Below are 26,311 nucleotides of genomic sequence, written 5' to 3'. Positions count from 1 at the left end.
TCCCATTTTATTTTAGCATGATTTATAACGGCTTCTCAGGTGCTTTTAGTGGTGTGATGGGCGTTTTATCATCGGTTTCATCGGTATTTTGTGTTGGATGTAGTGAAAGCAGATACTTACCTAATGGTAGTCTTTTTTCTTCGAGTGTTTTAGGTGGTTGCGTTACAGAACTCATTTTCCCTAAGTGTGTAGTACTCACTTTTTCAGGAATAGGGGACTGGTTTTGCATCGTTAGAGCTCCACCTTCTGTATGATCCTCTGGGGAGATTAAATAAATAAGTGATTTTTGTGCAATATCAAGCGCATGCTGTTTTCTTTCTTGGCTTTGTAGGTAACCAACTAAGCTTTGATGATAACGACGAATATTCTCAACGTAACGATAAGCCTCGTGGCCACGTGCATAACCATAAGTGAGCTGTGAGTAATATTTTTTCTGTGTTAATAAAGGTAAACGGGCTTTTACGTCTAGCCACCGGTTAGGGTCTCCACCTAACATTTCAGTTAATTTACGTACATCCTGCATATGCCCATATCCCATATTATAGGCAGAAAGGGCGAACCAGATACGGTCATCCTCTTCGATGGTTTCAGGTAAACGTTCCATAATATAAGCAATATACGCGGCTCCACCCTTAATACTTTCTTCAGGGTCTAACCTGTCAGCAATACCCATTGTTGTTGCCGTTGGCTTGGTTAACATCATCAACCCACGTACCCCCGTAGGCGAAGTTGCTAAAGGGTCCCAATGGGACTCTTGCCATGCGATAGCCGCTAACAATTTCCAGTCAATTACCTGAGCGTACTTTTCAAACAGCGGTTGATATTCGGGAAGTTTGTTATCAATTGCTTTTATAAATGCCATTGTGTCGAAATAATCGAAAGACTCTACATGACTAAAATATTTTTCATTAAGACGTGCGAGTAATTCGGTCTCATGGCTGAGATTAAAGAAATCAAGTAATGCAGCGTCTAAACTGTTTTCTTTGCTACGACGCATGTACCAAGTGATAGCGTGTTCATCCAATAAATCAAAAGCAACAGCAATTTGAGGGTGAATACGTTGCTGTAATGCAACTGCAATAGAGTCTTCTAATGTGTAGTCAACCTCGCCATCAGCAACCATTTCAAGGATTTGATTGGTATTGTATTTTGAGGTTTCCTCCCACTTTAGGTTTGGGTATTCTTTGGCCAGCGCCTTTAGTGTGCTTGCATGAGCGGTGCCAGCAGTAACCAATAATTTGCCGTTAATTTCATTGAAATTTTTAGGGCGATTGGTTCCTTTGCGATAAACAAGTTGTTGAGTGACATTGAGGTAACTAGGACCGGTTTTCGTTTTGGCTAAACGATCTTTGTTATATAACAAGCCCGCGACTGCGATATCAGCATCACCATTTTCAAGGTCATCGAATATTTGCTCGAATGTTGGGCGGATGGTTATTTTAAGCTTAACACCTAGGTATGAGGCAAAGCCTTGAGCCAGCTCGTAGTCAAACCCACGCAGCTGTTTTTGCTCATCAATATAGATAAGTGGTGAGCTAACGGCACTAATACGTAATTCACCTTGAGAAATAATTTTATTAATTTGTGAATTTTGCGTATTGGGCCAACGGACGTTAAAACCGATGACCATAGTAGCCAGTAGCGCGATAACCACGACAATTAAATAGTTAACTTTTAAGTTATTCAAATAATAGTTTCTCGTGCATTGACTGGTGCTATACATCAATAAAGAGTATGGCTAAATATGGTTATAATTCCAGTAGTCGGCTATTTTGCTCAACATTTAGGAACGGTGCAACCTATATTATCGTATTTAGCACAGAATAATATTTAACTAATCGCTTCCTTTTTAATCACGCAAACGGTTTCGTATTGATGAACATTGCTCTATAATGTGTTCCGGTTTCCCTGCTTTCATGTTCAGGGCTGGCGTTTAAAAGAGAGAAATTAAGACGATGGAAATTTTGCGTGGTTCACCTGCTCTATCAGCATTTCGTATTACCCGCCTTTTGGCGCTGTTTGCAGAAAAACAGCTTCCTGTCACGGATATCTATGCTGAATATATGCACTTTGCTGAATTATCAGCGCCGTTGAGTGATAGCGAGCAAGGCAAACTAAGCAGTTTGTTAAAGTATGGTCCTTCTCTGGCAGAGCACGACCCATTCGGTAAGCTTATTTTAGTCACCCCTCGTCCGGGTACTATCTCTCCATGGTCTTCAAAAGCAACGGATATTGCCCATAACTGTGGCCTTAGCCAAGTAAAGCGTATCGAGCGTGGGGTTGCTTACTATGTTCAAGGTGGTGAACTGACCCAAGAACAGTGGCATGAAGTGATCGCGGCTTTGCACGATCGCATGATGGAAAGCATTTTCTCTTCTTTTGAACAAGCGAGTGCATTATTTGTGCAGCAGCAGCCGGCACCAATGAAATCCATTGATGTGATTACGGGGGGCCGTCTTGCATTGGATACAGCAAACAGGGAAATGGGTCTAGCGTTAGCTGATGACGAAATTGATTACCTGCTAGATGCCTTTATTGGGTTAGAGCGTAACCCAACGGATGTTGAACTATACATGTTTGCTCAAGCAAATTCAGAACATTGTCGCCACAAAATCTTTAATGCGGATTGGGTGATTGATGGTGAAGAACAGCCTAAGTCGCTGTTTAAAATGATTAAAAATACGTTTGAAAAAACACCTGACCACGTTTTATCGGCATATAAAGATAACGCAGCCGTGATGGAAGGCTCGCCTGTTGGTCGTTTCTTCCCTGAGCCCGAAGGGCGCACTTACCGCTACCACCAAGAAGATGCTCATATCTTAATGAAAGTGGAAACCCATAACCACCCAACAGCGATTTCGCCTTGGCCAGGAGCAGCAACAGGCTCTGGTGGTGAAATTCGTGATGAAGGCGCAACAGGTCGCGGCGCGAAGCCAAAAGCGGGCTTAGTCGGTTTTTCGGTTTCTAACCTACGTATTCCTGGTTTTGAACAGCCTTGGGAAGAAGATTTTGGTAAGCCAGAGCGCATTGTGACCGCTTTGGATATTATGATGGAAGGGCCATTAGGGGGGGCGGCATTTAACAATGAGTTTGGCCGTCCTGCGTTATTAGGCTATTTCCGTACTTATGAAGAAAAGGTCAATAGCCACAATGGTGAAGAGTTACGTGGTTATCATAAACCCATTATGTTGGCAGGCGGCATAGGGAATATCCGTGCAGACCACGTACAAAAAGGTGAAATTACGGTCGGTGCTAAGCTCATTGTACTGGGTGGCCCTTCAATGAATATTGGGTTAGGTGGTGGAGCCGCTTCATCCATGGCATCAGGCCAATCCGATGCGGACCTCGATTTTGCTTCAGTACAGCGTGATAACGCTGAAATGGAACGCCGTTGCCAAGAAGTGATCGACCGTTGCTGGCAGCTTGGCGACGATAACCCTATCTTATTTATCCATGACGTAGGTGCGGGTGGTTTATCGAATGCCATGCCTGAGCTGGTGAATGATGGTGGCCGTGGTGGGCGTTTTGAATTACGTAAGATCCTGAATGATGAGCCAGGTATGAGCCCGCTAGAAGTTTGGTGTAATGAGTCACAAGAACGTTATGTCATGGCGGTTTCACCTGAGCAACTTCCTGTATTTACTGCGATTTGTGAACGTGAACGGGCACCGTTCGCCGTCATTGGGGAAGCCACTGAAGAGCGTCATTTAACGCTGAATGATGAACATTTTGCAAACCAGCCGATTGATATGCCACTGGATGTTTTATTAGGCAAAACACCCAAAATGTTGCGTGATGTGAAAACATTAAAGGCAGAGCCAGATTCATTAGACAGAACGGCGATTAATTTAAATGAAGCGGTAAAACGTGTTCTGCATTTACCCGCTGTAGCTGAAAAAACATTCTTAATTACCATTGGGGATCGCACCGTTACAGGTATGGTTGCCCGTGATCAGATGGTCGGCCCATGGCAGATCCCTGTCGCTGACTGTGCGGTCACGGCTGCGAGTTTAGATAGCTACTACGGGGAGTCCATGTCAATTGGTGAAAGAACGCCAGTGGCTTTAGTGGATTTCGCCGCGTCGGCGCGTATGGCGGTAGGTGAAGCCTTAACTAACTTAGCATGCTCTTATGTGCAAGATCTTAAACGTGTAAAACTTTCTGCAAACTGGATGGCAGCAGCCGGGCACCCAGGGGAAGATGCCGGTTTATATGAAGCGGTTAAAGCGGTAGGGGAAGAGCTTTGCCCTGCGTTAGGGTTAACCATTCCTGTTGGTAAAGACTCTATGTCAATGAAAACGCGTTGGCAGCAGGATGGTGAAGAGCGTGAAATGACATCGCCACTTTCCTTGGTGATCAGCGCATTCGGGCGTGTTGAAGATGTTCGCTTAACCGTGACACCTGAATTAAAAACAATTAAAGATAATGCCTTGTTATTGATTGACCTTGGGCAAGGTAATAACGCATTAGGCGGTTCTGCGCTAGCACAGGTATATCGTCAATTAGGTAATAAAGCCCCGGATGTACGCAATCCAGAAGTATTGCTTGGCTTCTTTAATACCATTCAGAAGTTATTATCAGAGCAAAAATTATTAGCCTACCATGACCGCTCAGATGGTGGCTTATTCGTCACGTTAGTGGAAATGGCTTTTGCGGGTCACTGCGGTATAAATGTCGATATCAGTTCATTCGATGAAGATACCTTAGCGGCATTATTTAACGAAGAGTTAGGCGCGGTCATTCAAGTTAATGAAGCGGATAGAGCGTATGTGGCAGAATGCTTTGAGCAAGCAGGGCTTGCAGGCTGTGTTCATTATTTAGGTGCTGCAATACAGGATGATGTCGTGATCATCAATAGCCGTGACACGGTTGTGTATCGTGAGTCTCGTAGCTTATTACGTCAATGGTGGGCTGAAACCACTTGGCAAATGCAGCGCTTGCGCGATAACGAAGTGTGTGCAGACGAAGAACATGCGATGAAGCAGGATAATCAAGACCCTGGCTTGAATGTGAAACTGACTTATGACATTGAAGAAGACATTGCAGCGCCGTTTATTTTGTCAGGTGTGCGTCCTAAAGTGGCTGTTTTACGTGAACAAGGCGTGAACTCCCATGTGGAAATGGCTGCCGCTTTCGACCGTGCTGGTTTCGATGCGGTTGATGTGCATATGAGTGATTTACTTGTGGGTAACTTGTCTTTGGAGCAATTCCAAACATTAGTGGCTTGTGGCGGTTTCTCTTATGGGGACGTATTAGGTGCAGGCGAGGGTTGGGCAAAATCTATTTTGTTCAATAATAAAGTCCGTGATGAATTTGCTGCGTTCTTTAACCGTGCAGACACTTTATCATTGGGAGTATGTAATGGCTGCCAGATGATGTCGAACTTGCATTCGCTTATCCCAGGTGCTGAGTTCTGGCCGCGTTTTGTGCGTAACCGTTCTGAACGTTTTGAAGCGCGTTTTAGCTTAGTTGAAATAGCAAAAAGCCCATCGCTGTTACTGCAAGACATGGCGGGCTCTCGTATGCCAATAGCGGTTTCTCATGGTGAAGGTCAAGTGGAAGCACGTGCAGCCGCGCATTTACAGCAACTAGAAGATAATGGGCTGGTGGCAATGCGCTTCGTAAATAACTATGGCCAAGTGACCGAGCAATACCCAGCGAATCCGAATGGCTCAGTTAATGGTATTACGTCGGTGACCTCAACAGATGGCCGAGCAACGATCATGATGCCGCACCCTGAGCGTGTTTTCCGTACTGTGAGCAATTCATGGCACCCTGAAAATTGGGGAGAAGACAGCCCGTGGATGCGCATTTTCCGTAATGCACGTAAGCAATTAGGCTAATTCGCATTTAAGCAATTAGTCTCTAAGCAAATTAGTCTTTACGCTAATTTGAATACAAGCACCCTATCATGAGGTATAAAGCCAAAATGATAGGGTGCTTTTTTATTATTTAAATATTAATTAATTTTTAATTTATTTTGTGAATGAATTTTTTGATATATCAGATTAACTTTTTAATTAAAAAATAAATTAAATGTTAAATTATTGAGTGTTAAATAGTGCTAAGACAGTGAATGGCTTAGTGATTTATATTCATGGCAATTTTAAGCGAGTTAATATGGATGCTATAAATAAATTAAAGATGGGAATGTCTTTCGAAAATGAAATTGATGCTTCAAATTACATTGATAAAAAATCAATATATATTAATTTAATGAAAAATGATCTTCATTTAAGTAAAGTGAAAGGGCATGAAATTAAATTGGCGAAGACTAAAAATGTTGTTTTTTCAGGGAGTATAAAATCAAATTTATTTATAAAAGGGAATAAAGAAAATAATGTATTAGATGCAGGTGAGATGAAAGCCTCGATGAATGGATATGATGGAAACGATCATCTTATTTTTCGGTCGGGGGTTGCGCGAGGTGGAGATGGCGATGATAGTTATTATCTGCGCCGTTATCAATGGACGAATATTAAAAACAAAAAAATAACTAAATTAAATGCAAGAATTGTTGAAACAACAAAAAGCCAGAGTGACGTTCACTTAGGTTATACGCTAAAGGAGATCGTTAATGTAAGGGTAGTGGATAATGACCTTGTATTAACAATTAAAACAAAATCGCCTTATAAAACCACAGATGTTTTAGAGTTGAATTTAACATTAAAAAATGTTTATCAGAACTCACCAGATGGAAAAGTATTAAAACATCATTATCAACTATATACTCATGATGGTTTCAGTTTAATACCTACGCCAATGAATCATGGAAATAAGACGAATTTTGATAAGATTTATGAGATTAGCTATTTTCAAGATAAAGATCACCTTAAAAGGCGAACTGAGAATGATAAAGTCATAATCAATCAAGAAATGAAAAATATGATTATTAATAATCAGGGGTATTCATCTCCAATATGGGGGTATTCATCTCCAATATGGGGTTATTTTAATCCTAATGGGAATATTAAAAACTTAACGTACACAGGTAGTCATCGTGATGATAACTTAACTATGGTAAATAGAAATAGCTATATTATAGCAACAAAAGGGGATGATATTTATCAATTAAAACCGGGGGGGCTTGAACAATCGGAATTGACCATCGACCTTAGTAATATGAAAGGAAGAGATGGGCGCGATAATAGTATTTTTATAAAATTATTTGATGAATATGGAAAACAGTTACGTACAGGTGGTCAGTCAATATATTTTTCCAATATGTTTAATGATAAAAAATTGAATATCAAATTTATAGGCTATGAAAATACAGAATTCCAACATATATATGTAAAGGATGCGAATGATAATCTATTTAAGATAAATCTAAAGAAAGAAGGGCATGAAATAGTTACTGAAAAAAGACCCGATTTATTGACTCAACAATCTGATGAACTTTACCATAGAAGAGGAGAGACTTATCAAAATGCGATTATTGATGCATTAGATGGCGATGATATAATCTATAACTATAGTTATTTGGGTGTGATTGCTAATGGTGGAAATGGTAACGATAAAATCACTGCTCATGAAGGAATGAATGTTTTATATGGTGGTGCTGGGAATGATTTTGTCGAGGGTAGTATACAAGGGGATTTATTATTATCAGACTTAGGCAATGATACCTTAAATGGCAATGATGGTAATGACCACTATATTGTGGATGGTTCTAAAGGCCGTGGGATAACAGTTATTAATGATAACAATGGGATTAATAATATTCATTTAATGCATTTTAATGAGACATATAAAGAAATAGAAGAAAGTGGTGTACGGTATCAAGTTTTTACGTCAGTTTCAAAACTACGCGAGGTGAAAATAAAAAAAATATCTTCAGATGAAATAAATAAAAATCATATTCACCATTATCATAGGCTCCCTGATAATATTCCAAATGATGTCAAAGAAAGTATGAGCCACATGGTCAGGTATCTGGCGGAGCATAAGCAATATTGGCAAAGAGAATCGCCATTATTACCATGGCAGCCGATGTTTGCTTTTAAAGGCTTTTTCGAAAACTCGAAGCACGCAATAATGGATTTATCTTTACCGGAGGTCCATATTAAAAAGGATTCAAAACCTTCTCAGTTAGTTATGCAATTCACAGGTCATCAACAAAAAATTATAGATGAAAGCCAACATGGACGAGTATTTAAAGCCAATATGGGCACAGGAAGTTTATCTATGACGCACAGTAAAGCTGGCCATAATGTCTTGTATGCAGAGGAAGGCAATATTGATTTATACGGTGGTGCTGGAAATGATGTACTTATCGCTAATGGCCATAGTGGGCTGTTGAGTGACCAAGAAGGGGAAAATATATTTATTGTTAATGGGGAGTTCAGCGGGTCGAGTGTTATTCGTCACTACAATGATAAAGATAGGATACACTTAATTAGCTTTAATAGAATACCGGAAATAATAGAACCTGATAACCAAACTGAAACAGTTCACTATATTTATAGCTCTGAGTCCGGTTATAAGCTCACACTTATCCAACACAAAAATAGTCAAGAGCCAGTCATTATTCATCATAATGTATTACCAGGAGCCCGAAAGTACACAACAGCGCAAAAACTTGAGTATTTAGTGAATACTTTAGCAGAAATGCGGTTGCAAGATGAATATATGAGTGGTGGAATTGATGATGTTGAAAAAATAAAGAGTCATTGGCAACCGACTCAACTTGTCAATAATTTTTTATCAAAAAGATAAGTATAAAAGAATATTAAGTGCATGATCGACTCGTTTTAACCTGATAGAACGAAGACAAGACGAAACCCTAACCTATTGATGTTATTAGGTTAGGGTGAGTATAGTGACTTAATTAAAGCTTATTAATTCCAAAAACGGTCAATCTGCTCTCTTAGTGCTTCTGCCGTTTTTTTGCCTTTCTCACCGACTAATGCACGGCCTGCAATAAAGGCTTTCGCTTTGATACCGCTAAATAGATGAAGGTCTTCAGGGACTATTCCGCCAGTAATTGAGAGCGCTAACCCTAAATCAGACAGTTTACGCATTTTTTCGATATCTTCATTTGCCCAGCCAATACCAGCAAGTTCGGCATCGCGAGAACGGTGATAAATCGCTTGTGAAATCCCAAGTTCGACCCAATTTTTGGCATCTTCAAACGTCCAATTACCATAGATTTCAATTTGGATTTCACGATTAAATTCATCGGCAACCTTTTTACAGGCAGCAATTGTGGCAATATGCGCTGCGGCTGAAACAGTGATCCAATCTGCACCTGCCTCAAATGCCATTTTCGACAAAATGGCTCCACCGTCGGTGGTTTTCATATCACAAACCAGAATGTGGTTGGGGTATTTTTGACGTAAAGTCGCGACCGCATTCATGCCTTCTGCAAAGGCTAAGATAGTACCCACTTCAATGATATCGACAAAAGTGTGTACATTTTCAGCCACTTCGAGGGCTGCGGGTAAGTTGGTTTGGTCTAAAGCAATTTGGATCAAAGGCTTTGTCATTGTGATTGTCCTAAAATATTTTCATGTATTAGACGCGCAAGGCCATCACCATTGTTATCTGTCGCACAAACAAAATCCGCATGGGATTTCACGGTGTCATCTGCATTTTTCATTGCAACGCCTAAGCCTGCTAGCTCAATCATGGAGATATCGTTGTGATTATCACCAACAGCAATAACTTGGTTTGAGTCATAACCCAGTGTGTTGAGATATTCAGCTAAACGCGTTCCTTTGTTATTGCCTTTTGCAGCAAAGTCGAAACGGTTTGACCATGATTTTTCTGCATTAAAAGTGTGTTTTATCCAAGGCAAGTTTAAGAAGCGCTCTAATGTAGCGGGTTCACCTTCGACGACAAACTTCCAAATATAGTCAGCGTGCTGGACTTGTTCTTCAAATGAATCAATGCGATAAATTTTTGGCGGATGTGCCATGGCTGGGTTGTTAGCCCATTGCTCCATCGCGCTCATGTAATCGATAGGATCGATTTTTGAATACACCATGGCGTCGGTGATGTACATCACCATTTTTAGTTTGTCCTGTTGCGCCAGTTCAATAAAAGTAAGCGCATTCTCTTTGGTAAGGGCATTGTGCGTGATAACTTTTTCATTTTGGTAATCATAGATATAAGTACCATTGCAACAAATAATTGGCGTGGTTAAACCAAGCTCATCATAATAGGGGCGGGCCGCGGTGTGGTGGCGCCCTGTGACTATCATGATATGGCATTGCTTTGCTGCTTCATGGATCGCGTGTTTGACTGCGGGATGGATAGTGTGTTCTTGGGTTAAAACGGTGCCATCTAAGTCAAGCGCTAATACTTTATACATGGTTGATTACCTCTATCGCTAATTAATGATTCTTTTTATTATCATTAAATTAGCATAATGCTTGATCAATAACCTGATAAACATCATCAATGGTGCGGCAGCGACGTAATTTATCAAGGTCGACACCGGTTTCACTGTCCTCATCATCGAGGACGCGAGTCACTTCCATCAAGCCTTCCATATGTTCATCTGATGAACTACCCGCTAAGGTGATCAGTACATCAACGGGTTCATCTTCGCCCTCAAAAATAATCGGTTTTTCTAGTGTGACTAAAGCAAAGGCGGTTTTTAGTACACCATCTTCAGGCCTAGCGTGGGGAAGGGCCAAGTTAGGCGCGATGCAAATATAAGGGCCGAGCTTTTCGACGCTGCTGATGATTGCCGCATGATAGCTGGGTTTGATGGCACCCGAAGCGATGAGCAGGTCTGTACCTATTTTGATAGCATCACGCCAGTTATCAGCGGATGCTTGCAGCTGTATTGAATGATTGTCGATTAGTGATTGTTTAAATCCCATCATTGCGTTCCTATTTTTAATGTTAAGGAAGTCGATACCGTCGTGAGCGATATCGATCCCTATGACTTAGGCTATTTATTTCCGATAAAATTGGTATGTATGATATCGAGTAGTTCATCACCGAAGGAGTTGGGGTTGAGCATATTTTGTACGCCAAGAATAAACTTACCCTCACCTGGATCCATTTCTGAGCTTAAATGCTTAGAAGAGACAATAATATCAGTCGCTGTTAATTTCGATTTATAGTCAGATACTGCGCAAGAATCCATGATGTGTGGGATCCCTTTTTTCTCAAGATACTGGCCAATTTTCATTTTCATCATCATGGACGAGCCTTGCCCATTACCGCAGACAGCTAAAATACGTACGGGTTTAGCACTATGATGCTCAATAGGGGCTGTTTCGGTTTCTTCGCTAGTATTAACGACCGGTTCGCTTGTGCTCTGGGCATCTTCTTCGGCCCGTAATTTCTTCGCTGCAAAATACATATAGACAACGGCTAAGGCGACAACCACAAAGAAGAACATTTTAGAGAACGACAACCCTTGCATAATGACAGGGAAGGCGAGTGCCCAGTCGGCCATACCCATCCAACCACTGAAGTCAGTGCCTTGGCTGTTAATTAAGCTAATTGCCCAAGCAGAACCCAATACTTCGATGACCCCCATCACAAAACACACTTTCATGACCGCTTTCCAACCGCCAAAGTGGTTTGCAAAGATACCGATAGTGGCATTGGAGAAAAACATTGGGATAAAACCGGGGATAATCATAATTGGCGAGTTAAATGCCAACATACCCAGAACGGCAACAAATTGCCCAATCGCCCCCCACATAAAGCCAAATACCATGGCATTAGGGGAGAATGCATAGATTGCTGCACAATCGATGGCGAGCACTGCGTTAGGAATGACTCGCTCGGAAATTCCTTTAAAGGCCTCAGAAAGCTCGGCAACAAACATTCGCACGCCAGTGACAATGATTTGGATAGCGACAGCAAATTTTAGACCGGTTTCAATAATATAAATGGTCCAGTGGGTAGTCCCTGCCATGGTTTGTAGGTTGGGGATACCAAAGGAAATTAAGATCACACCAAAGAATAAGGTCATTACAATGGCGGTGGCGGAAATGCTGTCATGGAAGATATGTAACCATTTCGGCAGTTTTAAGTTATCAACGCTATCTTTTTTATCGCCGAGTTTAGGTGCGACTTTCGTGGCTATCCAAGAGGCAAATTGTTGCTGGTGGCCGATAGAAAAACCTGCTCCTCCCGTGACTTCTTGTGTTGGCTTGAACATAATATTGGAGGAAATCCCCCAATACAGTGCCATTAAAACTGAGGAATATAGAATAGTTTCCCACATGCTTGAACCGAGAACAAAATAGAAAACCGCGATCAAGCCTGCTTGTTGAAACATAATATGCCCCGTCAACATTATGGTACGAATACCCGTCACGCGGCGAAAAAGGACTAAAAGAATGTTAAGGGCGAGGGCTAATAAAACGGTATAGCCCACCCAAGAGTAGTTATCACCCATCGCTTCCATTGTCGCCATCATTGACGTATATGGGTCAATAACTGAGCCTGTCAGCCCGTGGTATTCAGACATTTTTTCAATGACGGGTTTAAAGCTGGAAACTAAGGTACTAGCCCCCACGCCGACTAGCATAAAACCAACAATTGTTTTGATTGTACCCTTGAGAATGGTCGTGCCATCGCGCTTTAATAGCCAATAACCAATAAATGTGACTAAGCCTAATAATAGAGGCGCTTTTGTCATTACTTGGCTGTAAAAAATATAGAAAGCGTCGTATAAAAAATCCATATTTTTACCTCTAATCAAATTGTATTTGTAATTTATCTGGGTCAGAGATGATTCATATTGATCGTATCTGGTGTTATTGCGATATAATCATTTAAAGCGTTTAAACAGTCTCGCAAAAATCAAATGTGATCATACATAATCACGAATTGCTCTTTTATGATTGTTTGCATTTGTCTGTTTTTTTACCAGTAAAAAAATAAATAAATGGCGACCTGATCACGTAAAATTTAAATTATCTATGTATATCAATGGGTTTGTTTTATTTGTGTCAAATGTTGTGTTTTTGCATGTGTAAAGGTTGACAACATTAGATGAGATAAATAGAATCAAAACTAATCACCGATAATCATTTTGAATCATTTATCATCATGATGGTGATTATTAACAAATAAGGCGATGATTATGAATGAAGTGCAAAGACACAATGAAATATTGTCGTTATTGGAAACACATCGAGTGATCAATGTTTCTCATATTACTGAAAAATTTAGTGTGTCGCCTGCAACTGCTCGTCGTGATATTTCAAAGTTAGATGAGCAAGGTAAATTGCGAAAAGTCCGTAATGGTGCTGAACGTATTGAAAACAAAAAACGTAAGTGGACACCATTAAACATCAACAGTACTGAGCACTATGAAGAAAAATCAGAAATCGCGATTAAAGCCGCGGGACTTTGTCTTCCGGGGGAAAGTGCTGTTATTAACTGTGGTTCAACCGCGTTTATGTTAGGGCAACAATTGTGCGGGAAAAACGTGCAAATTGTGACGAATTATTTTCCATTAGCGAGTTATTTGATTGACCAAGACCATGATGACGTCATTTTAATCGGTGGGCAGTATAACAAAGCACAAAACATTTTTTTGAATCCTGCTTTGAACACGTTAATGGGCTATGCCGGTAACTGGATGTTTACTTCAGGTAAAGGATTAACGGAGGCCGGTTTATACAAAGCTGACATGTTAACCGCGGTAGCAGAACAGCAAATGCTTGACCAAATTGATAAATTAGTCGTTGTTGTAGACAGTTCCAAAGTGGGTCATCGAACCGGAATGTTATTTTGCCCAGCGAATAAGATAGATGTTCTTATCACTGGGAAGAATGCCAACGCTGAAGTTATCAAAGCGATTGCCGCACAGGGCACGCGAGTGATACTGGTGTAACTCCGTCGAATAGATGACTTTTTAAATTTAAACAAATTCTGCCGCTATGCCTTAATTTCTCGATTAAGGCATCGGGCTCCCTACGTCTAAAATTCTGGAAAAAGGTATTATTACTATGAGCAAAGTAAATGAAATCACACGTGAATCTTGGATTTTAAGTACGTTTCCTGAGTGGGGAACGTGGCTAAATGAAGAAATTGAAAAAACGATTGTTGAACCTAATACCTTTTCAATGTGGTGGCTAGGGTGCACAGGAATTTGGTTAAAAAGTGAGGGAAACACCAATGTTTGTATCGATTTTTGGTGTGGAACAGGGAAAAAAACGCAAAAGAATCCACTCATGAATAAGCAACACCAAATGATGCGTATGGGTGGTGTTGAAGCGCTACAACCTAACTTACGTACTGCGATTTTTCCTCTCGACCCGTTTGCCATTAAAGAAGTTGATGCGATTTTAGCGTCCCATGACCATGCTGACCATATTGATGTCAACGTTGCTGCTGCGGTTATGCAAAACTGCGGTGATCACGTTAAATTTATAGGTCCACAAGCTTGCGTGGATTTATGGACTAAGTGGGGCGTACCCGCAGAGCGCTGTGTGGTCGCCAAAGTGGGGGATGTGATTGATATCGGTGATATGAAAATCCGTGTATTAGATTCATTCGATCGTACTGCGTTAGTGACATTGCCACAGGGCGTTTCTTCTTATGATAAGCAAATTTTAGATGGTATGGATTCACGTGCAGTGAATTACCTGATTGAAACCACTGGTGGTTCTCTGTATCACTCTGGTGACTCGCATTATTCAAACTATTATGCAGCTCATGGTAACCGTTACAATATTGATGTGGCATTGCTTTCTTATGGTGAGAACCCACGTGGTGTGACGGATAAAATGACGTCATCCGATATTTTACGTGCAGCAGAGTCATTGGATTGCGAACGTGTTATTCCATTCCACCATGATATTTGGGCGAACTTCCAAAACGACCCACGTGAAATTGAAGTCTTGTGGAATATGAAAAAAGAGCGTCTGCAATATAAATTTGCGCCGTTCTTCTGGCAAGTAGGTGGAAAATACACTTATCCAACGGATAAAGGCCGTATGCATTATCAACATTTCCGCGGCTTTAGTGATATTTTCAAAAATGAACCTGAATTGCCCTATAAAGCGTTTTTATAATTAATCTTGCTATTAAAAGCAGCGTTTAAGAAAACTTAGGCGCTGTTTTTTTATTGCATTTAGAAATATACATTCAAATAATATGCATTACCAATATGTTTATTATCTATGTGGTGTTATTTTTTATTAATCGACTGGCGTTGACTACCTTAATTTAATATTTTCTAATGATAGCGTTATCAATTTAGATAACTTATGTGATTAAATTAAATTTATTAGAGGTAGAAATATGAAGAATGAAATAATATTGCATGACTTAACTGAACGTATCTCTTCAATTAGCGAAGAAATTGCGATGTATAATGAGGGTGAAGAGATTGAATTAGAAGAATAAATAATAAATTAATGCCGCGGTAAGCGGCATTATAAAGGGGGGAGTTAATATGTATAGTTTAGTAACAAAGCCAATTATAAAACGCTCTCATCATATTATTGAATCTGATAATGGAAATATTTGTATTGGTGAAATACCAGGTAAGGCTAAAATAATTAAGTCTCCACCTGAATGGGTGAAAGTTGTATTGTCTAAATTAGATGGTGAACATACATTGCCGAGAATAATAAAGGAACTGTTAAATACAAACTTAAATGTTGAAGAACATGAAGTAATAGATTTTATTAGGAAAATGATATCATGTGGCTTAGTTGAAGATAATATTATTTCATCTGAACTACTTACTTCTAGAGAAATTGAACTTTACGACCGTCAATTGCTACAATTTTCTTTAATCGATAATGATAATTTATCATCGATAAAGTATCAGGAACGTTTAAAAAAAAGTAGAGTTCTTGTGCTTGGCATGGGAGGATGGGGAACATGGTGTTCATTGCAACTTGCATTGGTTGGTGTTGGAACGTTAAGATTTGTTGATGGTGATATTGTTGAATTATCAAATCTAAATAGACAAGTCTTATATACAGAAGACGATATTGGAAAAAGTAAAGTTGATTCAGCAGAAAATGGAATATATAGACATAATAAATATACTAAAATAGAAAAATATTTTGAATTTTTAACACCAAATGAAGATAGAGTTAATGATTTACTTGATAGTGTTGATATGATTCTGCTCGCATGGGCAAGTTTAGGTTATTACAAAAAAAATACGGTTGAGGATATAATACATAAAGTTGCTATTGATAAATCGATACCTGTCATTGAGCTAGGAGGTGATCCTCATGAAATATCTATAGGTCCTATTTATTTAAATAATAAAATAGGGAAAACATACTTTGATGTTAAACATCAAATTAAAAAAACATTTTATAGCGATGACCCGACAGTAAAAGATTTTCAAGAAGCTAGAATGAAGCAACAGTTTTTAAATGGAGTAAGAAAAGTTAATGCTTGGCAAAGCTCTCCGTCACTAGCTGCAATGTCAGGGTTAGTGGTTGACCAAGTAATTAAAGTCATCACTAAGTATGACACTATCTCATTGGAGGGAAGAAAAATTAAAATATCCCTGAGGGACTTTAGTTTTACAGAGGAGAAACTGTTTAATGGGGATAAATAGGCATAAAAAAGAGTTTTTGATTAATGGGTATACTAGTTTTACAATAAAAGATTTTTTTCCTGACTTTAATGTTGACTTGAACTTAATCAATAGTATTGAAGAAGATAAATGGAGTTTTATTATAAAAAATAGACAGGGAGTAAGCGATTTTTATCTCTCTGATACCGATATAAATAGTATTAATGCTGAAAAAATAAGTGCACTTGAAGGTAGAGATAATGGCGAGTTTTCATTTTCATTTAGAAGAATATGTTTTAAGGAAATAAAAATAATTCCAGCTGATTTAATTGCAGTTGTTAATGATGTTAAATTTAAAAGCTTTTTAGGAAACCTAACGGGAAGTAAAATAAATATTATATCAAACATGTACTTAAGCAGGTTTGATAAAGATGATTTTCTAACTACACATTGCGACTTCGATGATGGATAGGTATTGTAATTAATCTAACAAAGGAATGGGAAGCAAATTATGGAGGGTTAACGATGATTTTAGATAAGGATAAAAAGACAATTTTAGATACTTTATCCCGTCATATCTAAATATTTTAATTTTTGATACAAAAAAAAGGAAAATCCCACATTTCGTTTCCACAGTGACATCTAATAGAACAAATAAGAGAATAGCATTAGTTGTGAGGTATAATGAAGAAAATTAAAATACTTCTTTGTGCTATTTTAATATCATTCATATGGGGGAGTGCATTTCCTATATCAAAATTAGCGATTGACCAAGTAGGTGTCTGGGCTTTTAGAATTTACTCACTAATTATTTCAGTTATTTTTTTGTGTTTTGCTTTTTTCTTTTTTAGTCGATGTCGGTTTAATTTTCGGGATTTTGTAAAAAGTATCCCACTTGGTTTTTTAAATGTTTTTTTAGTTCCTATATTAAATAGTTTGGCGTTAAAGTATACAGAAGCGGTAAAGGCATCTGTACTTGTTTATACAATGCCAGTAATGGCAACAGTTATATTGGGTGTAATGAATAAATATATTGAAGCTAAGTCAGTATTTGTATCTTTGTTATGCATTAGTGGTATTTTTATCTTTATATCACCAGTTGGTATAAGTATTGGTGAAATGATAATTTTATTAAGTGCATTTATGTGGGCACTAGGAACTATTTTATCTGAAAAAATCACCATAAAAACAAATCTAACTTCAAAAGTATTTTATCAAAATATAGTCTCATTTATTTTTCTTGTTTTATTAATTCCATTTTTAAATGTTGATTTAAACATATTGAGTAATATACATTCTGAATTTTTTATGAGTGTATATATACCAATTATCTATATAGGGATAGCTAATGGCGTGATTGTTTATGTTCTTTGGTATTATATGATAGGGTATGGTGGCGCAAAGCTTTCATCATACTCAATTCTTATTTCACCAATCATTAGTGTGATGATTTCATCCTATCTTTTAGATGAGTCAATGACAATTTCGATGATAATCGGTATGTTATTTATTTTGTTAAGTATGTTAATTGTACTTTCAGAAAAAAATAAAAATTGATATTGAAGTCACCGATAATATGCTTCTAGTGATTATTTTCTTATGAAGCACATTCCCCCTCCACCCTTATAGGGGAATGTGTTATTCACAATGCTAAGTCTTCCTTGTTATCTAATGACATTTAGTATTATTCAAAGAGTGGGATCTTACTCAAGAATAAACATGCCGTATGGGTGGATCTGCAAATAAAGGTTTTCCCCAACAGAAGGTTGTAATTGAGTGGCATTGATTTGCAGCAACATTGATTGATCATGCCAATCAACAGTAACCTCATATTGAGGCCCCATATAAGCAACATGAGTCACTGTACAGCGTTGGCTGTCTTCACCTTGTAAACTCAGCGTGATGGCTTCAGGGCGAACCCCCACAGTCACTGCGGTTTTATCAGTCACAAATTGTTCTGGGCGTGGTAAGCGATAATTGAAAATATCCACAGAATCCGTACTGAGCGTTGCAGGGAAAATATTCGCATCGCCCATAAAGCTCGCCATAAATTTTGAAGCTGGCTGGCGGTAGAGCTCTTGCGGTGAGCCTAGCTGCATGATTTTCCCTTTATTCATGACCAACACCATATCCGACACCGCAAAGGCCTCGCTTTGGTCATGGGTAACATACAAAGAGGTGATATTAAACTGTTGCTGTAATTCACGGATTTTTTCACGCATGCTACGACGTAAATTTGCATCTAAGTTACTCAATGGCTCATCAAATAACAGGACTTTGGGTTTAAGGATCAATGCACGAGCCAAAGCGACACGTTGTTGCTGTCCCCCAGAAATTTGGTCGACGAAACGGTCAGCAAAACCGGCTAAATCCACTAATTCTAATGCCTCGTCAACTCGCTTTTTGATTTCGGCTTTGGGTAATCCTAACATTTTTAAGCCATAACCCACGTTGTCCCCCAAGGACATATGGGGGAACAGGGCATAGGATTGGAAAACCATACAGATATCGCGTTGTTGAATGGAACGGTCAGTTACATCTTCACCGTCAATAAACATACGGCCTTCCGTGGGTTTTTCTAAACCAGCCACTAAGCGTAATACGGTGGTTTTACCGCAACCTGATGGGCCGAGTAGGGTCACCATGCTACCTTGCGGAATGGAAAGACTTAAATCATCGATGACGGTATTGTTGCCAAAGCGTTTAGTCACATTTTTTAGTTCAACAAAATGATGTTGTGTCATGTCAGTTACTCCGTGATTACTCTGCATTTTTGGCTTTGGAACGTGAAACACGGGCTTCGCCAATCAAATAGTCAAATAAGAAAATAATTGCCAACATTACGACAATCAGGATTGAGCCATAGGCAATGGCAACGCCATATTCACCGTCTTCGACACGGTTTAAGATATAGGCCGTTGCGACGCGAGTATCTGGTGTAACCAAGAACACAATCGCACTGACCGTGGTGATTGCACGGACAAAGCTATAAATCAGGGCCGAGAGAATAGCTGGGCGCAGCAATGGCAATAGGATAAAGAAGATGGTACGCATTGAACCCGCTCGTAAGCTGAGTGACGCTTCATCCAATGATTTATCAATTTGGCCTAAACCTGCGATACCCGCACGGATCCCGACAGGAACATTTCGCATAGTCATCGAAATAATAACGATAGCGGCTGTTCCCGTTAAATAGAACGGTGAGTCGTTAAAGGCTAAAATGTATGACACACCTGCCACGGTACCCGGAACCGCAAAGCACAGCATCGTCGTGAATTCGATGGTCTTTTTACCGCGGAAGTCTTGGCGAACCACGATATAGGCAATCAGTAAACCAAGGATCGCAGTAATAGGTGCGGCAATACCCGCGTACAGAAGGGTATCCAACAATGACGGCCATGCCCCATCGCTCATGCCTTGACCAAATAATTTAATAAAGTTATCAAAGGTTAAGGTGTAGTCAACGCCCCAGTTAACAGTGAAACTGCCGTAGAAAATACTGCCGTATAACAAGACGTTAAATGCAACCCAAATGGCTAAAAACGTTGTTACAGTGGCAATTAATGACGTTGGTAACGGCTGGACATCACCACGGTAAGATTTCCCTGACACGGTGACGTAGGAGCGTTTGCCTATCCACATATACTGAACGCAGAATACTAATAATGAGAACACTAATAGTGACGCACCCAAGGTACTAGCGGCTTGATAGTCCAGCTGTGAACCGGTGATATAGAAGTAAATTTGCGTTGCGAGTACGTCGAAGTTACCGCCTAAAACCAGCGGATTACTAAAGTCAGCCAATGATTGCACGATAACGATTAAAAATGCGTTTGCCAAAGCAGGTTTCAGTAATGGCATAAATACATTGAAGAATGTCTGGTAGCGGTTGGCTCGTAAAGTATAAGACGCTTCTTCTAAAGATGGGTGAATGGTTTTAATCGCACCATCTAAAATCATGAATGACATTGGTGTGAAGGCGAGAACTTGCGCTAACCAAATGCCTGTAAAGCCATACAGCCAGTTGGTATTTTCAAGGCCCATATAGGCCGCAAGGAATTCAGTAATATACCCTGAGCGCCCCATCATTAAGGTGACTCCGAGACCAACGACAAATGGTGGAGTGACGATAGGCAAAATCGAAAAAACACGGCCAATAATCGCAGAGCGTTTAGCAATACGCGTGGTATAAATGGCTAAAATTAAGCCAAAGAAGGTACAGCCAGCCCCTACCGCTAACGATAAAAATACTGAGTTAATAATAACTTGGACAATATGAGATTGTGTCAAAATTGCCACAAAGGCGAATGGCGCAAAGTCGCCATTTCCATCCGTAAACATCGGAATGAAAATAGCGACACTTGGGAACACAATAAACAGGGTTATCAACGCAACGACGGTGATCAGTGAGCCAATAACAAACTGGTCTCCACCGAGCCATTCAAGGCGAGTTAACGCCAATGTCATCACCATTCCCAAGGCGATAAATAGCACAATAGCGGAGTAACCTAACCCTTTTCCTTCAAAGTAGGAGGTTAAGATCACCAGTGCGGCGGTGATAACAGCTACGCTAATATCAAAGTAATGGCGTGTTTTGTGATAACGATCCGCTGGTGTTAACGGGCGAATAAATAAAATGGAAGGTAATAAATACCAAAGCCAGCTAATGTTTAGGCTACTCCAACCATAGGCCGCTATGATTTCGTCTTGTGTTGAATCAAGTACGCCATAATCTAGGCTCCAAGAAGGTAGTAGTGCGAAACCTAGCCAAGCAATCAGCAGCCAAAAAAAGATACTATCCTTTTTGGTTGGGGTCGATAAGGTTAGGGTTTGAGACATAGTTCCCCCTAAGCTCGTCATATTTTGCATTGTTACGGAGTGGGTTTCACTCTGCCACACCATAACAATACGCATAACTCGAAGCTTAATTAAATTAATTTTTTATTTTAGTTAAGTAAGTGCCCAGTGCGGCGCCTGAACGCCGCACTTAATGGCTATTTGCTCATTTTGACTTCGGTAACCCATTTATTGATAAGATCCTTACGGACGTCAGCATCTCCGTACTTATCCATATCGTAATTAATTAGGTTCAACTCATTGAGTTTTAATGAAATAGGCGAGGACTCCGCCGTTGTGTTGGTTAAGATTTGGTAAGATTTACCCTCTTTCCAGCTCAGCTCTTGAGCTTCTTTCGATAAGACAAAATCAACGAACAGTTTCGCGTTATCCATATTTCGTGCATTTTTCAGAATACTGATCCCGCCGATTTCATAGCCAGTACCTTCGCATGGAGCGATAAGCTCTAATGGCGCACCGTTTTCCACTTCTAATGAATAATCATGTAAGAAGCCAATACCAATTGCCGACTCACCACGAGCCGCATTACGTGCCGGGGCAATACCTGACTTAGTATATTGAGAGATGTTTGAGTTTAATTTCTTTAGATAATCAAAGGCTTGCTCATTTCCCCATAATTGGTCGAAAGTAGCTAATGCGGTATAAGCAGTTCCTGAACTTTGTGGGTCTGCAATTTGAATTTCGCCTTTATATTCAGGCTTAGTTAAATCTTTCCAGCAAGTTGGAATGGGTAAGCCTTTCTCTTTTAAGCGATCTTTATTGACACCGAAACCTAAAATACCGATGTAAACAGCGGAAGAGTAGTTGCCTTTACGTTTTGCAGGGTCTTGGAACTGCGGCATGATCTCAGACAGATTTGGCGACTTGTATGGCTCAAGTAAATCCATTTCCCCAGCTAGTGAATGTGGGTCTAATGTACCGCCATACCACACGTCAGCCTGTGGGTTACGTTTTTCTGCTTCAATTTTGGCTAAAGTACTGCCAGAACCGTTACGGACAAACGTGGTTTTAACATCGTATTTCTTAGCAAAAGCTTGTGTTTCCGTTTCACACATGGCGTTAGTGGCGCTACAGTAGACAACTAAACGGCCTGCCGCATTTGCAGTGGTAGAAATAGCCGCTAGGGATAAACCCGCAGCGATAAGCGTAGAGAGAGTTTTCAGTTTCATTGTCAGTCCTTTATTCAGGTTTTATTATCAGAGGGTGAAACAGTGCCTGCTAAATGCTCTCGTTTGCTGACATTGGCAATCAAAAGTGGCATTAGCAGTAATCCCATCAAAGCCGCGGCACTCGTTAGTAAAGAAAACATTCCTGACCAACCATAGTGTGCAATGACTTGAGAGAGCGGCCATCCTGCGATTGCAGCGCCTAAATAGGCATACAAACCCAGATAGCCCGTTACCGCTCCAGCTGCTTTTTTATGACAATATTCTGTTGCAGCTAGACCGATTAACATTTGGGGGCCAAAAACAAAAAATCCGATAGCAAAGAAACATACAGCCAATAAAGCGTAGTGATGAATTGGCGTTAACCATAAGGCACTGACTGAAACACAAAGGCCCAATGAAAACAGCAGGATCATAGGTGCTCGTTGGCCACGAAATAGGATATCAGAGCCCCAACCCGAGCAGAGAGCACCTAATAATCCCCCCAATTCAAATAACGATAATGTGGCATTGGCACTGAGTAAGTTAGTGCCATGTCTTTCTGTTAACCATAAATTTCCCCAATCGTTTATCGCCATGCGAATGAGATAAACCAAAATATAGGAGAAACCCAGCAACCAAATCATACGGTTAAAAATAATGGCTTCTTTTAAAATCGTTAACATCGGCATGGGAGGGGACAAACGCTCTTGGCGCAACTCCAACACATCTTGTCGCCATTGCCCCACGCTTGGAAGCTGTTCTTCTTGTGGTGTGCCACGTAATTGGCGGCACAGCCATAACCCAATGATGACTCCAATAACGCCAGGGACAATTAATGCCATTTGCCAGCTGTATTGGGTTGCCAATAACGCCGTCAGCAAGGGTAGTGACATCCCCCCTAGGTTGATGGAAATATTCCACAGCCCCCACCAAAAACCACGCTCATTGCGTGAATACCAGTGCGTTAGAATGCGTGCGCAAGGTGGCCAGCCCCAGCCTTGAAAAAAGCCATTTAGTGTCCATACGATCAATAACGCCGGAAACGATAAGCAATAGGCAAAAATAATATTGAGTAGCCCTGTCATCACTAAGCCGACACCCATAAACCAACGGTATCCGGTGATATCGTGGAAAATGCCCGATAAAAACTTAGAAATACCGTAGGTTAAATAAAATGCCGTCGCAATCCAGCCAATATCGCTTTTATCGAGAAACAGCTCGTTTTGCATGACAGGCATCACGAAGTTAAAACTCTTTCGCGTAAGGTAAAAAGTGGCATAACCAATAATCATTGATAGCATTAAGCGGCGACGCCAAAAACGATACGTGTTATCCAGACTCAAGGTGTCTTTACCTGTCATAGGGCGGTTTCTCTTGTTAGGCGAAATGTAATCAAGTTTTTAACAAAAAGGATGAGAGAAGGTATTAGGGGACTAGGAATTATTCCTAGTTTTGCGATGTTTTATCTCAAAATGTGGGCAAGTTAACACTTATTTGTGTTCCGTTTTGTGTGGTCAATGTCCAGTCACCGCCTAAGGCTCGAACTCGCTCCTCAATACCGCGCAAACCAAAGCCACTCGTGCGTTTGCTAAATGGAATGCCAACGCCATTGTCATCAACAACTAGCTGGATCGAGTCACCTATTTGCTTGAGAGATATGTGAATTTGTGTGGCTCTTGCATGTTTACTGATATTGTTAAGTAATTCTTGGACGAGGCGATAAAGTGTAAATAAAACCGTTTCATTGATCGGCGTTTCTTGTAAGCCATAATGAAAGTGACATTGAATATTATTCTGTGGAAAAGAAAATTCAGTAATTAAGTGCTTAAGTGCATTTTCAAGGGACATTTCATCCAATACGGGAGGGCGCAATTGGCGCAATAATTGCCGCGTAGATTGGTGAATTTGCTGAGCCAGTTCATTTATTTGACTTGCTGCTTGGTGGCTGATGTCGTCAGACGCTGTTTTTTTCACTAGCATTGACTGAATTTGGATGGCAGTAATATTTTGCCCAATTTCATCATGCAACTCGCGAGCAATCGCTTTTTTGATATCTTCCTCGGTATGAACGAGTTGTAACATTAAGTCGCGTCGCGCTTTTAGCTCTTGCTCTAAGCGTTGTCGATAGCGCTGTAGGTTACTCGCCAGTTGTTTTTGTCGGCTAATTGCTATCCCAAGCCCAATGCCAATTAAGGCTTGGGAACTGAGAAACATTTCTAGCTCTTCTAAATCAACAAAGGCACCGTGAAATTGTCGTGCAAAAGTAATAATTAAACTGCCTAATAATGCAGAAAGTACGCCCCCTTGCCAACCATAGCGGTAAGCCATAAAAACATTAGGAATAAAGACGAGTAGGACAATTAACCGCTCAATTTCGGGGGCAAAAAAGACTTGGGCACTCAACCCGACGACACAGAATAGAAAACACCAAACTATTAAAGAGGTTCGTAATTGTTTATCTGGCGTTCCATAATCAAGGAGCATTTGGTAGTGCTGCTCGTGGAGATACTCATAAATGAGATAAACAAAAGGAGATAGGAGTATTCCTCCAGTGAATGTTGTTAGGAATAATTGACTAATGGAATAAGATGATAATCCACTGAATAATAAAGCATGTAATACGCTATTTGCGGCAACACCAGCGAGTAATAATAATAATCGTTGCCAATATAACGTATAGCGCCACCAGATGTTTTGAATGACGAAAGCAACACCAAGACTTAATAATGGGGATAACAGTAAAACTGGCTGGAAGAGCAGTTGCTCTGATGATAACCAAAAATTTAATATTCCTTCGCTAAGTAGCAGTGTTGGCCAGTAGCGCCGCCAAAGGATAATCATCAAAGCTAGACGCAAGCCTTGTGGTAGAAACAAAGTGGCTTGAAAACTGTTTTGACTTAAATAAAAGCCGATGATCCACAACCCAATCCATAACAGGGAGTAGGTAAAAAATAAAAAGATGGATTGTAGCGTTAACCGTAAGCTTTTATTCATGCCTGAATTACCTTGAAATTAGGTTATGCTCTAACGCGTAATGAACAAGGTCGATGGTATTTTCGCATTGTAATTTGCCTAAAATATTTGCGCGATGCACATGCACAGTTTTATGGCTTAGTTCAAGTTGCTCTGCGATAACCTTTACACTAAAGCCAGCGACTAATAAATCAAACACTTCCCGTTCTCGGGGCGTCAATTCCTGTAGGCTTTTTTGCTGTTGTGGTGAATGGCGTAGCGCTCGCATAGCATCGGCGCATAGGTAGCAGCCGCCTTGGTGCACTGAGCGAACGGCTTGGACTAATTCTTCAGGGCCACAACGTTTTGTTAAATAAGCGCTTGCACCTGCATCCAATGCGCTTTGTACAAAGGCTGGGGTATCATAAATGCTCAAGATAATGGTGCGAAAATCAGGTTTTTTTTGGCGTAACCGTGATAAAAGCTGTAAACCGTTTTCATCTGGCATTGAAATATCCATGATGGCGACATCAATGTCTAAATTAAGCAAATTAGGCCAAGCGTCTTGAGCACTGGCATATTGCCCGATAACCGAAATATCAGGTTCAAGTGTCAAAAGTTGTGCAAAACCAGAACGCACAACGATGTGGTCATCAACTAACGCGATTTTTATCATATTTTTATCAATTTGATGAGTAGGGTATTGGGAAATCTTATATCAATATAGGAAAAGATAAGCTAGAAGCAGAATGTAAAATTCTGCTGTTCATCCATAATGACGAGCAATTTTTTTATTGAGGTAAAATTTTCACGCAAACTTATTTGTGTTGAACAATAAACAACCAAAAAACAAGGTGTATAAAAATAGCGACAAACCCCTCAT

At 40.1% G+C, this 26,311-nt stretch carries 19 protein-coding genes; 8 read left to right on the top strand and 11 right to left on the bottom strand.

Going from position 1 to position 26,311, the window contains the following annotated elements; translation table 11 throughout:
• Positions 1 to 22: 22 nt before the first annotated feature.
• Complete coding sequence (gene mltF, locus M0M83_RS13330) at positions 23 to 1,687, bottom strand: membrane-bound lytic murein transglycosylase MltF (protein WP_248466722.1); 1,665 nt, start codon at positions 1,685 to 1,687, stop codon at positions 23 to 25.
• A gap of 268 nt (positions 1,688 to 1,955) precedes the next feature.
• Between mltF and purL the strand changes: the two genes are divergently transcribed.
• Positions 1,956 to 5,843, top strand: a complete 3,888-nt coding sequence (purL, locus tag M0M83_RS13325) for a phosphoribosylformylglycinamidine synthase (protein ID WP_248466721.1) — start codon at positions 1,956 to 1,958, stop codon at positions 5,841 to 5,843.
• Between the two features lie 277 nt (positions 5,844 to 6,120).
• A complete protein-coding gene (locus M0M83_RS13320) occupies positions 6,121 to 8,718 on the top strand; it encodes a calcium-binding protein (RefSeq protein WP_248466720.1) in 2,598 nt (865 codons plus the stop codon).
• 122 nt (positions 8,719 to 8,840) lie between these two features.
• Here the strand turns inward: M0M83_RS13320 and M0M83_RS13315 are convergent, their stop codons facing one another.
• The 4 genes from M0M83_RS13315 to M0M83_RS13300 form a co-directional block, all read right to left on the bottom strand.
• Complete coding sequence (locus M0M83_RS13315; RefSeq protein WP_125892234.1) at positions 8,841 to 9,488, bottom strand: 3-keto-L-gulonate-6-phosphate decarboxylase UlaD; 648 nt, start codon at positions 9,486 to 9,488, stop codon at positions 8,841 to 8,843.
• Positions 9,485 to 10,315, bottom strand: a complete 831-nt coding sequence (locus M0M83_RS13310) for a Cof-type HAD-IIB family hydrolase (protein WP_248466719.1) — start codon at positions 10,313 to 10,315, stop codon at positions 9,485 to 9,487. The genes M0M83_RS13315 and M0M83_RS13310 overlap by 4 nt, the downstream gene beginning before the upstream one ends.
• Positions 10,316 to 10,364: 49 nt before the next feature.
• Entirely contained in the window at positions 10,365 to 10,832 is a 468-nt protein-coding gene (locus M0M83_RS13305; protein ID WP_213913234.1) for a PTS sugar transporter subunit IIA, read from the bottom strand.
• A gap of 71 nt (positions 10,833 to 10,903) precedes the next feature.
• Positions 10,904 to 12,658, bottom strand: a complete 1,755-nt coding sequence (locus M0M83_RS13300) for a PTS ascorbate-specific subunit IIBC (protein WP_125892230.1) — start codon at positions 12,656 to 12,658, stop codon at positions 10,904 to 10,906.
• Positions 12,659 to 13,060: 402 nt separating this feature from the next.
• Between M0M83_RS13300 and ulaR the strand changes: the two genes are divergently transcribed.
• The 6 genes from ulaR (at position 13,061) to M0M83_RS13270 (ending at position 18,028) form a co-directional block, all read left to right on the top strand.
• Positions 13,061 to 13,816: an HTH-type transcriptional regulator UlaR gene (ulaR, locus tag M0M83_RS13295; protein WP_248466718.1), complete on the top strand. Its 756-nt coding sequence runs from the start codon at positions 13,061 to 13,063 to the stop codon at positions 13,814 to 13,816.
• 115 nt (positions 13,817 to 13,931) lie between these two features.
• Positions 13,932 to 14,999, top strand: coding sequence for an L-ascorbate 6-phosphate lactonase (gene ulaG / locus M0M83_RS13290; RefSeq protein WP_213913164.1), 1,068 nt, complete (start codon positions 13,932 to 13,934; stop codon positions 14,997 to 14,999).
• A gap of 229 nt (positions 15,000 to 15,228) precedes the next feature.
• Entirely contained in the window at positions 15,229 to 15,333 is a 105-nt protein-coding gene (locus tag M0M83_RS13285) for a pantocin A family RiPP (protein WP_248466717.1), read from the top strand.
• 49 nt (positions 15,334 to 15,382) lie between these two features.
• A complete protein-coding gene (locus M0M83_RS13280; protein WP_248466716.1) occupies positions 15,383 to 16,513 on the top strand; it encodes a ThiF family adenylyltransferase in 1,131 nt (376 codons plus the stop codon).
• A complete protein-coding gene (locus M0M83_RS13275; RefSeq protein WP_248466715.1) occupies positions 16,500 to 16,943 on the top strand; it encodes a hypothetical protein in 444 nt (147 codons plus the stop codon). The genes M0M83_RS13280 and M0M83_RS13275 overlap by 14 nt, the downstream gene beginning before the upstream one ends.
• A gap of 212 nt (positions 16,944 to 17,155) precedes the next feature.
• Complete coding sequence (locus M0M83_RS13270) at positions 17,156 to 18,028, top strand: DMT family transporter (RefSeq protein ID WP_248466714.1); 873 nt, start codon at positions 17,156 to 17,158, stop codon at positions 18,026 to 18,028.
• A gap of 146 nt (positions 18,029 to 18,174) precedes the next feature.
• On the opposite strand, the gene fbpC is transcribed toward M0M83_RS13270, so the two are convergent.
• The 6 genes from fbpC to M0M83_RS13240 all read right to left on the bottom strand — a co-directional run bounded on the left by fbpC (position 18,175) and on the right by M0M83_RS13240 (position 26,104).
• Complete coding sequence (gene fbpC / locus M0M83_RS13265; RefSeq protein WP_125892221.1) at positions 18,175 to 19,215, bottom strand: ferric ABC transporter ATP-binding protein; 1,041 nt, start codon at positions 19,213 to 19,215, stop codon at positions 18,175 to 18,177.
• 16 nt (positions 19,216 to 19,231) lie between these two features.
• Positions 19,232 to 21,310, bottom strand: coding sequence for an ABC transporter permease (locus M0M83_RS13260; protein WP_125892219.1), 2,079 nt, complete (start codon positions 21,308 to 21,310; stop codon positions 19,232 to 19,234).
• 155 nt (positions 21,311 to 21,465) lie between these two features.
• Positions 21,466 to 22,497, bottom strand: coding sequence for an ABC transporter substrate-binding protein (locus M0M83_RS13255; protein ID WP_248466713.1), 1,032 nt, complete (start codon positions 22,495 to 22,497; stop codon positions 21,466 to 21,468).
• A 14-nt stretch (positions 22,498 to 22,511) separates the two neighbouring features.
• Positions 22,512 to 23,837 carry an MFS transporter family glucose-6-phosphate receptor UhpC gene (gene uhpC, locus M0M83_RS13250; RefSeq protein ID WP_125892215.1) on the bottom strand — a complete coding sequence of 442 codons (1,326 nt, stop codon included), beginning with the start codon at positions 23,835 to 23,837 and terminating at the stop codon, positions 22,512 to 22,514.
• 106 nt (positions 23,838 to 23,943) lie between these two features.
• Complete coding sequence (locus tag M0M83_RS13245; RefSeq protein ID WP_125892213.1) at positions 23,944 to 25,470, bottom strand: MASE1 domain-containing sensor histidine kinase; 1,527 nt, start codon at positions 25,468 to 25,470, stop codon at positions 23,944 to 23,946.
• Positions 25,471 to 25,477: 7 nt separating this feature from the next.
• The gene (locus tag M0M83_RS13240; protein ID WP_125892211.1) at positions 25,478 to 26,104 is read right to left on the bottom strand and encodes a response regulator transcription factor; all 627 of its coding nucleotides are present in this window, start codon (positions 26,102 to 26,104) and stop codon (positions 25,478 to 25,480) included.
• Positions 26,105 to 26,311: the final 207 nt, after the last annotated feature.

Origin of the sequence: Providencia rettgeri (genome assembly GCF_023205015.1) — a bacterium.
GTDB classification, from domain to species: Bacteria; Pseudomonadota; Gammaproteobacteria; order Enterobacterales; family Enterobacteriaceae; genus Providencia; species Providencia rettgeri_E.
The sequence above is the reverse complement of the archived record's forward strand: the minus strand, read 5'-3'. Positions and strand labels throughout refer to the sequence as shown.

Bases quoted from the DNA above. Each gene is read 5' to 3' on its own strand.
- purL (WP_248466721.1), top strand. From the start codon at position 1,956: ATGGAAATTTTGCGTGGTTCACCTGCTCTATCAGCATTTCGTATTACC.
- M0M83_RS13320 (WP_248466720.1), top strand. From the start codon at position 6,121: ATGGATGCTATAAATAAATTAAAGATGGGAATGTCTTTCGAAAATGAA.
- M0M83_RS13315 (WP_125892234.1), bottom strand. From the start codon at position 9,488: ATGACAAAGCCTTTGATCCAAATTGCTTTAGACCAAACCAACTTACCC.
- M0M83_RS13310 (WP_248466719.1), bottom strand. From the start codon at position 10,315: ATGTATAAAGTATTAGCGCTTGACTTAGATGGCACCGTTTTAACCCAA.
- M0M83_RS13305 (WP_213913234.1), bottom strand. From the start codon at position 10,832: ATGGGATTTAAACAATCACTAATCGACAATCATTCAATACAGCTGCAA.
- M0M83_RS13300 (WP_125892230.1), bottom strand. From the start codon at position 12,658: ATGGATTTTTTATACGACGCTTTCTATATTTTTTACAGCCAAGTAATG.
- ulaR (WP_248466718.1), top strand. From the start codon at position 13,061: ATGAATGAAGTGCAAAGACACAATGAAATATTGTCGTTATTGGAAACA.
- ulaG (WP_213913164.1), top strand. From the start codon at position 13,932: ATGAGCAAAGTAAATGAAATCACACGTGAATCTTGGATTTTAAGTACG.
- M0M83_RS13285 (WP_248466717.1), top strand. From the start codon at position 15,229: ATGAAGAATGAAATAATATTGCATGACTTAACTGAACGTATCTCTTCA.
- M0M83_RS13280 (WP_248466716.1), top strand. From the start codon at position 15,383: ATGTATAGTTTAGTAACAAAGCCAATTATAAAACGCTCTCATCATATT.
- M0M83_RS13275 (WP_248466715.1), top strand. From the start codon at position 16,500: ATGGGGATAAATAGGCATAAAAAAGAGTTTTTGATTAATGGGTATACT.
- M0M83_RS13270 (WP_248466714.1), top strand. From the start codon at position 17,156: ATGAAGAAAATTAAAATACTTCTTTGTGCTATTTTAATATCATTCATA.
- fbpC (WP_125892221.1), bottom strand. From the start codon at position 19,215: ATGACACAACATCATTTTGTTGAACTAAAAAATGTGACTAAACGCTTT.
- M0M83_RS13260 (WP_125892219.1), bottom strand. From the start codon at position 21,310: ATGTCTCAAACCCTAACCTTATCGACCCCAACCAAAAAGGATAGTATC.
- M0M83_RS13255 (WP_248466713.1), bottom strand. From the start codon at position 22,497: ATGAAACTGAAAACTCTCTCTACGCTTATCGCTGCGGGTTTATCCCTA.
- uhpC (WP_125892215.1), bottom strand. From the start codon at position 23,837: ATGACAGGTAAAGACACCTTGAGTCTGGATAACACGTATCGTTTTTGG.
- M0M83_RS13245 (WP_125892213.1), bottom strand. From the start codon at position 25,470: ATGAATAAAAGCTTACGGTTAACGCTACAATCCATCTTTTTATTTTTT.
- M0M83_RS13240 (WP_125892211.1), bottom strand. From the start codon at position 26,104: ATGATAAAAATCGCGTTAGTTGATGACCACATCGTTGTGCGTTCTGGT.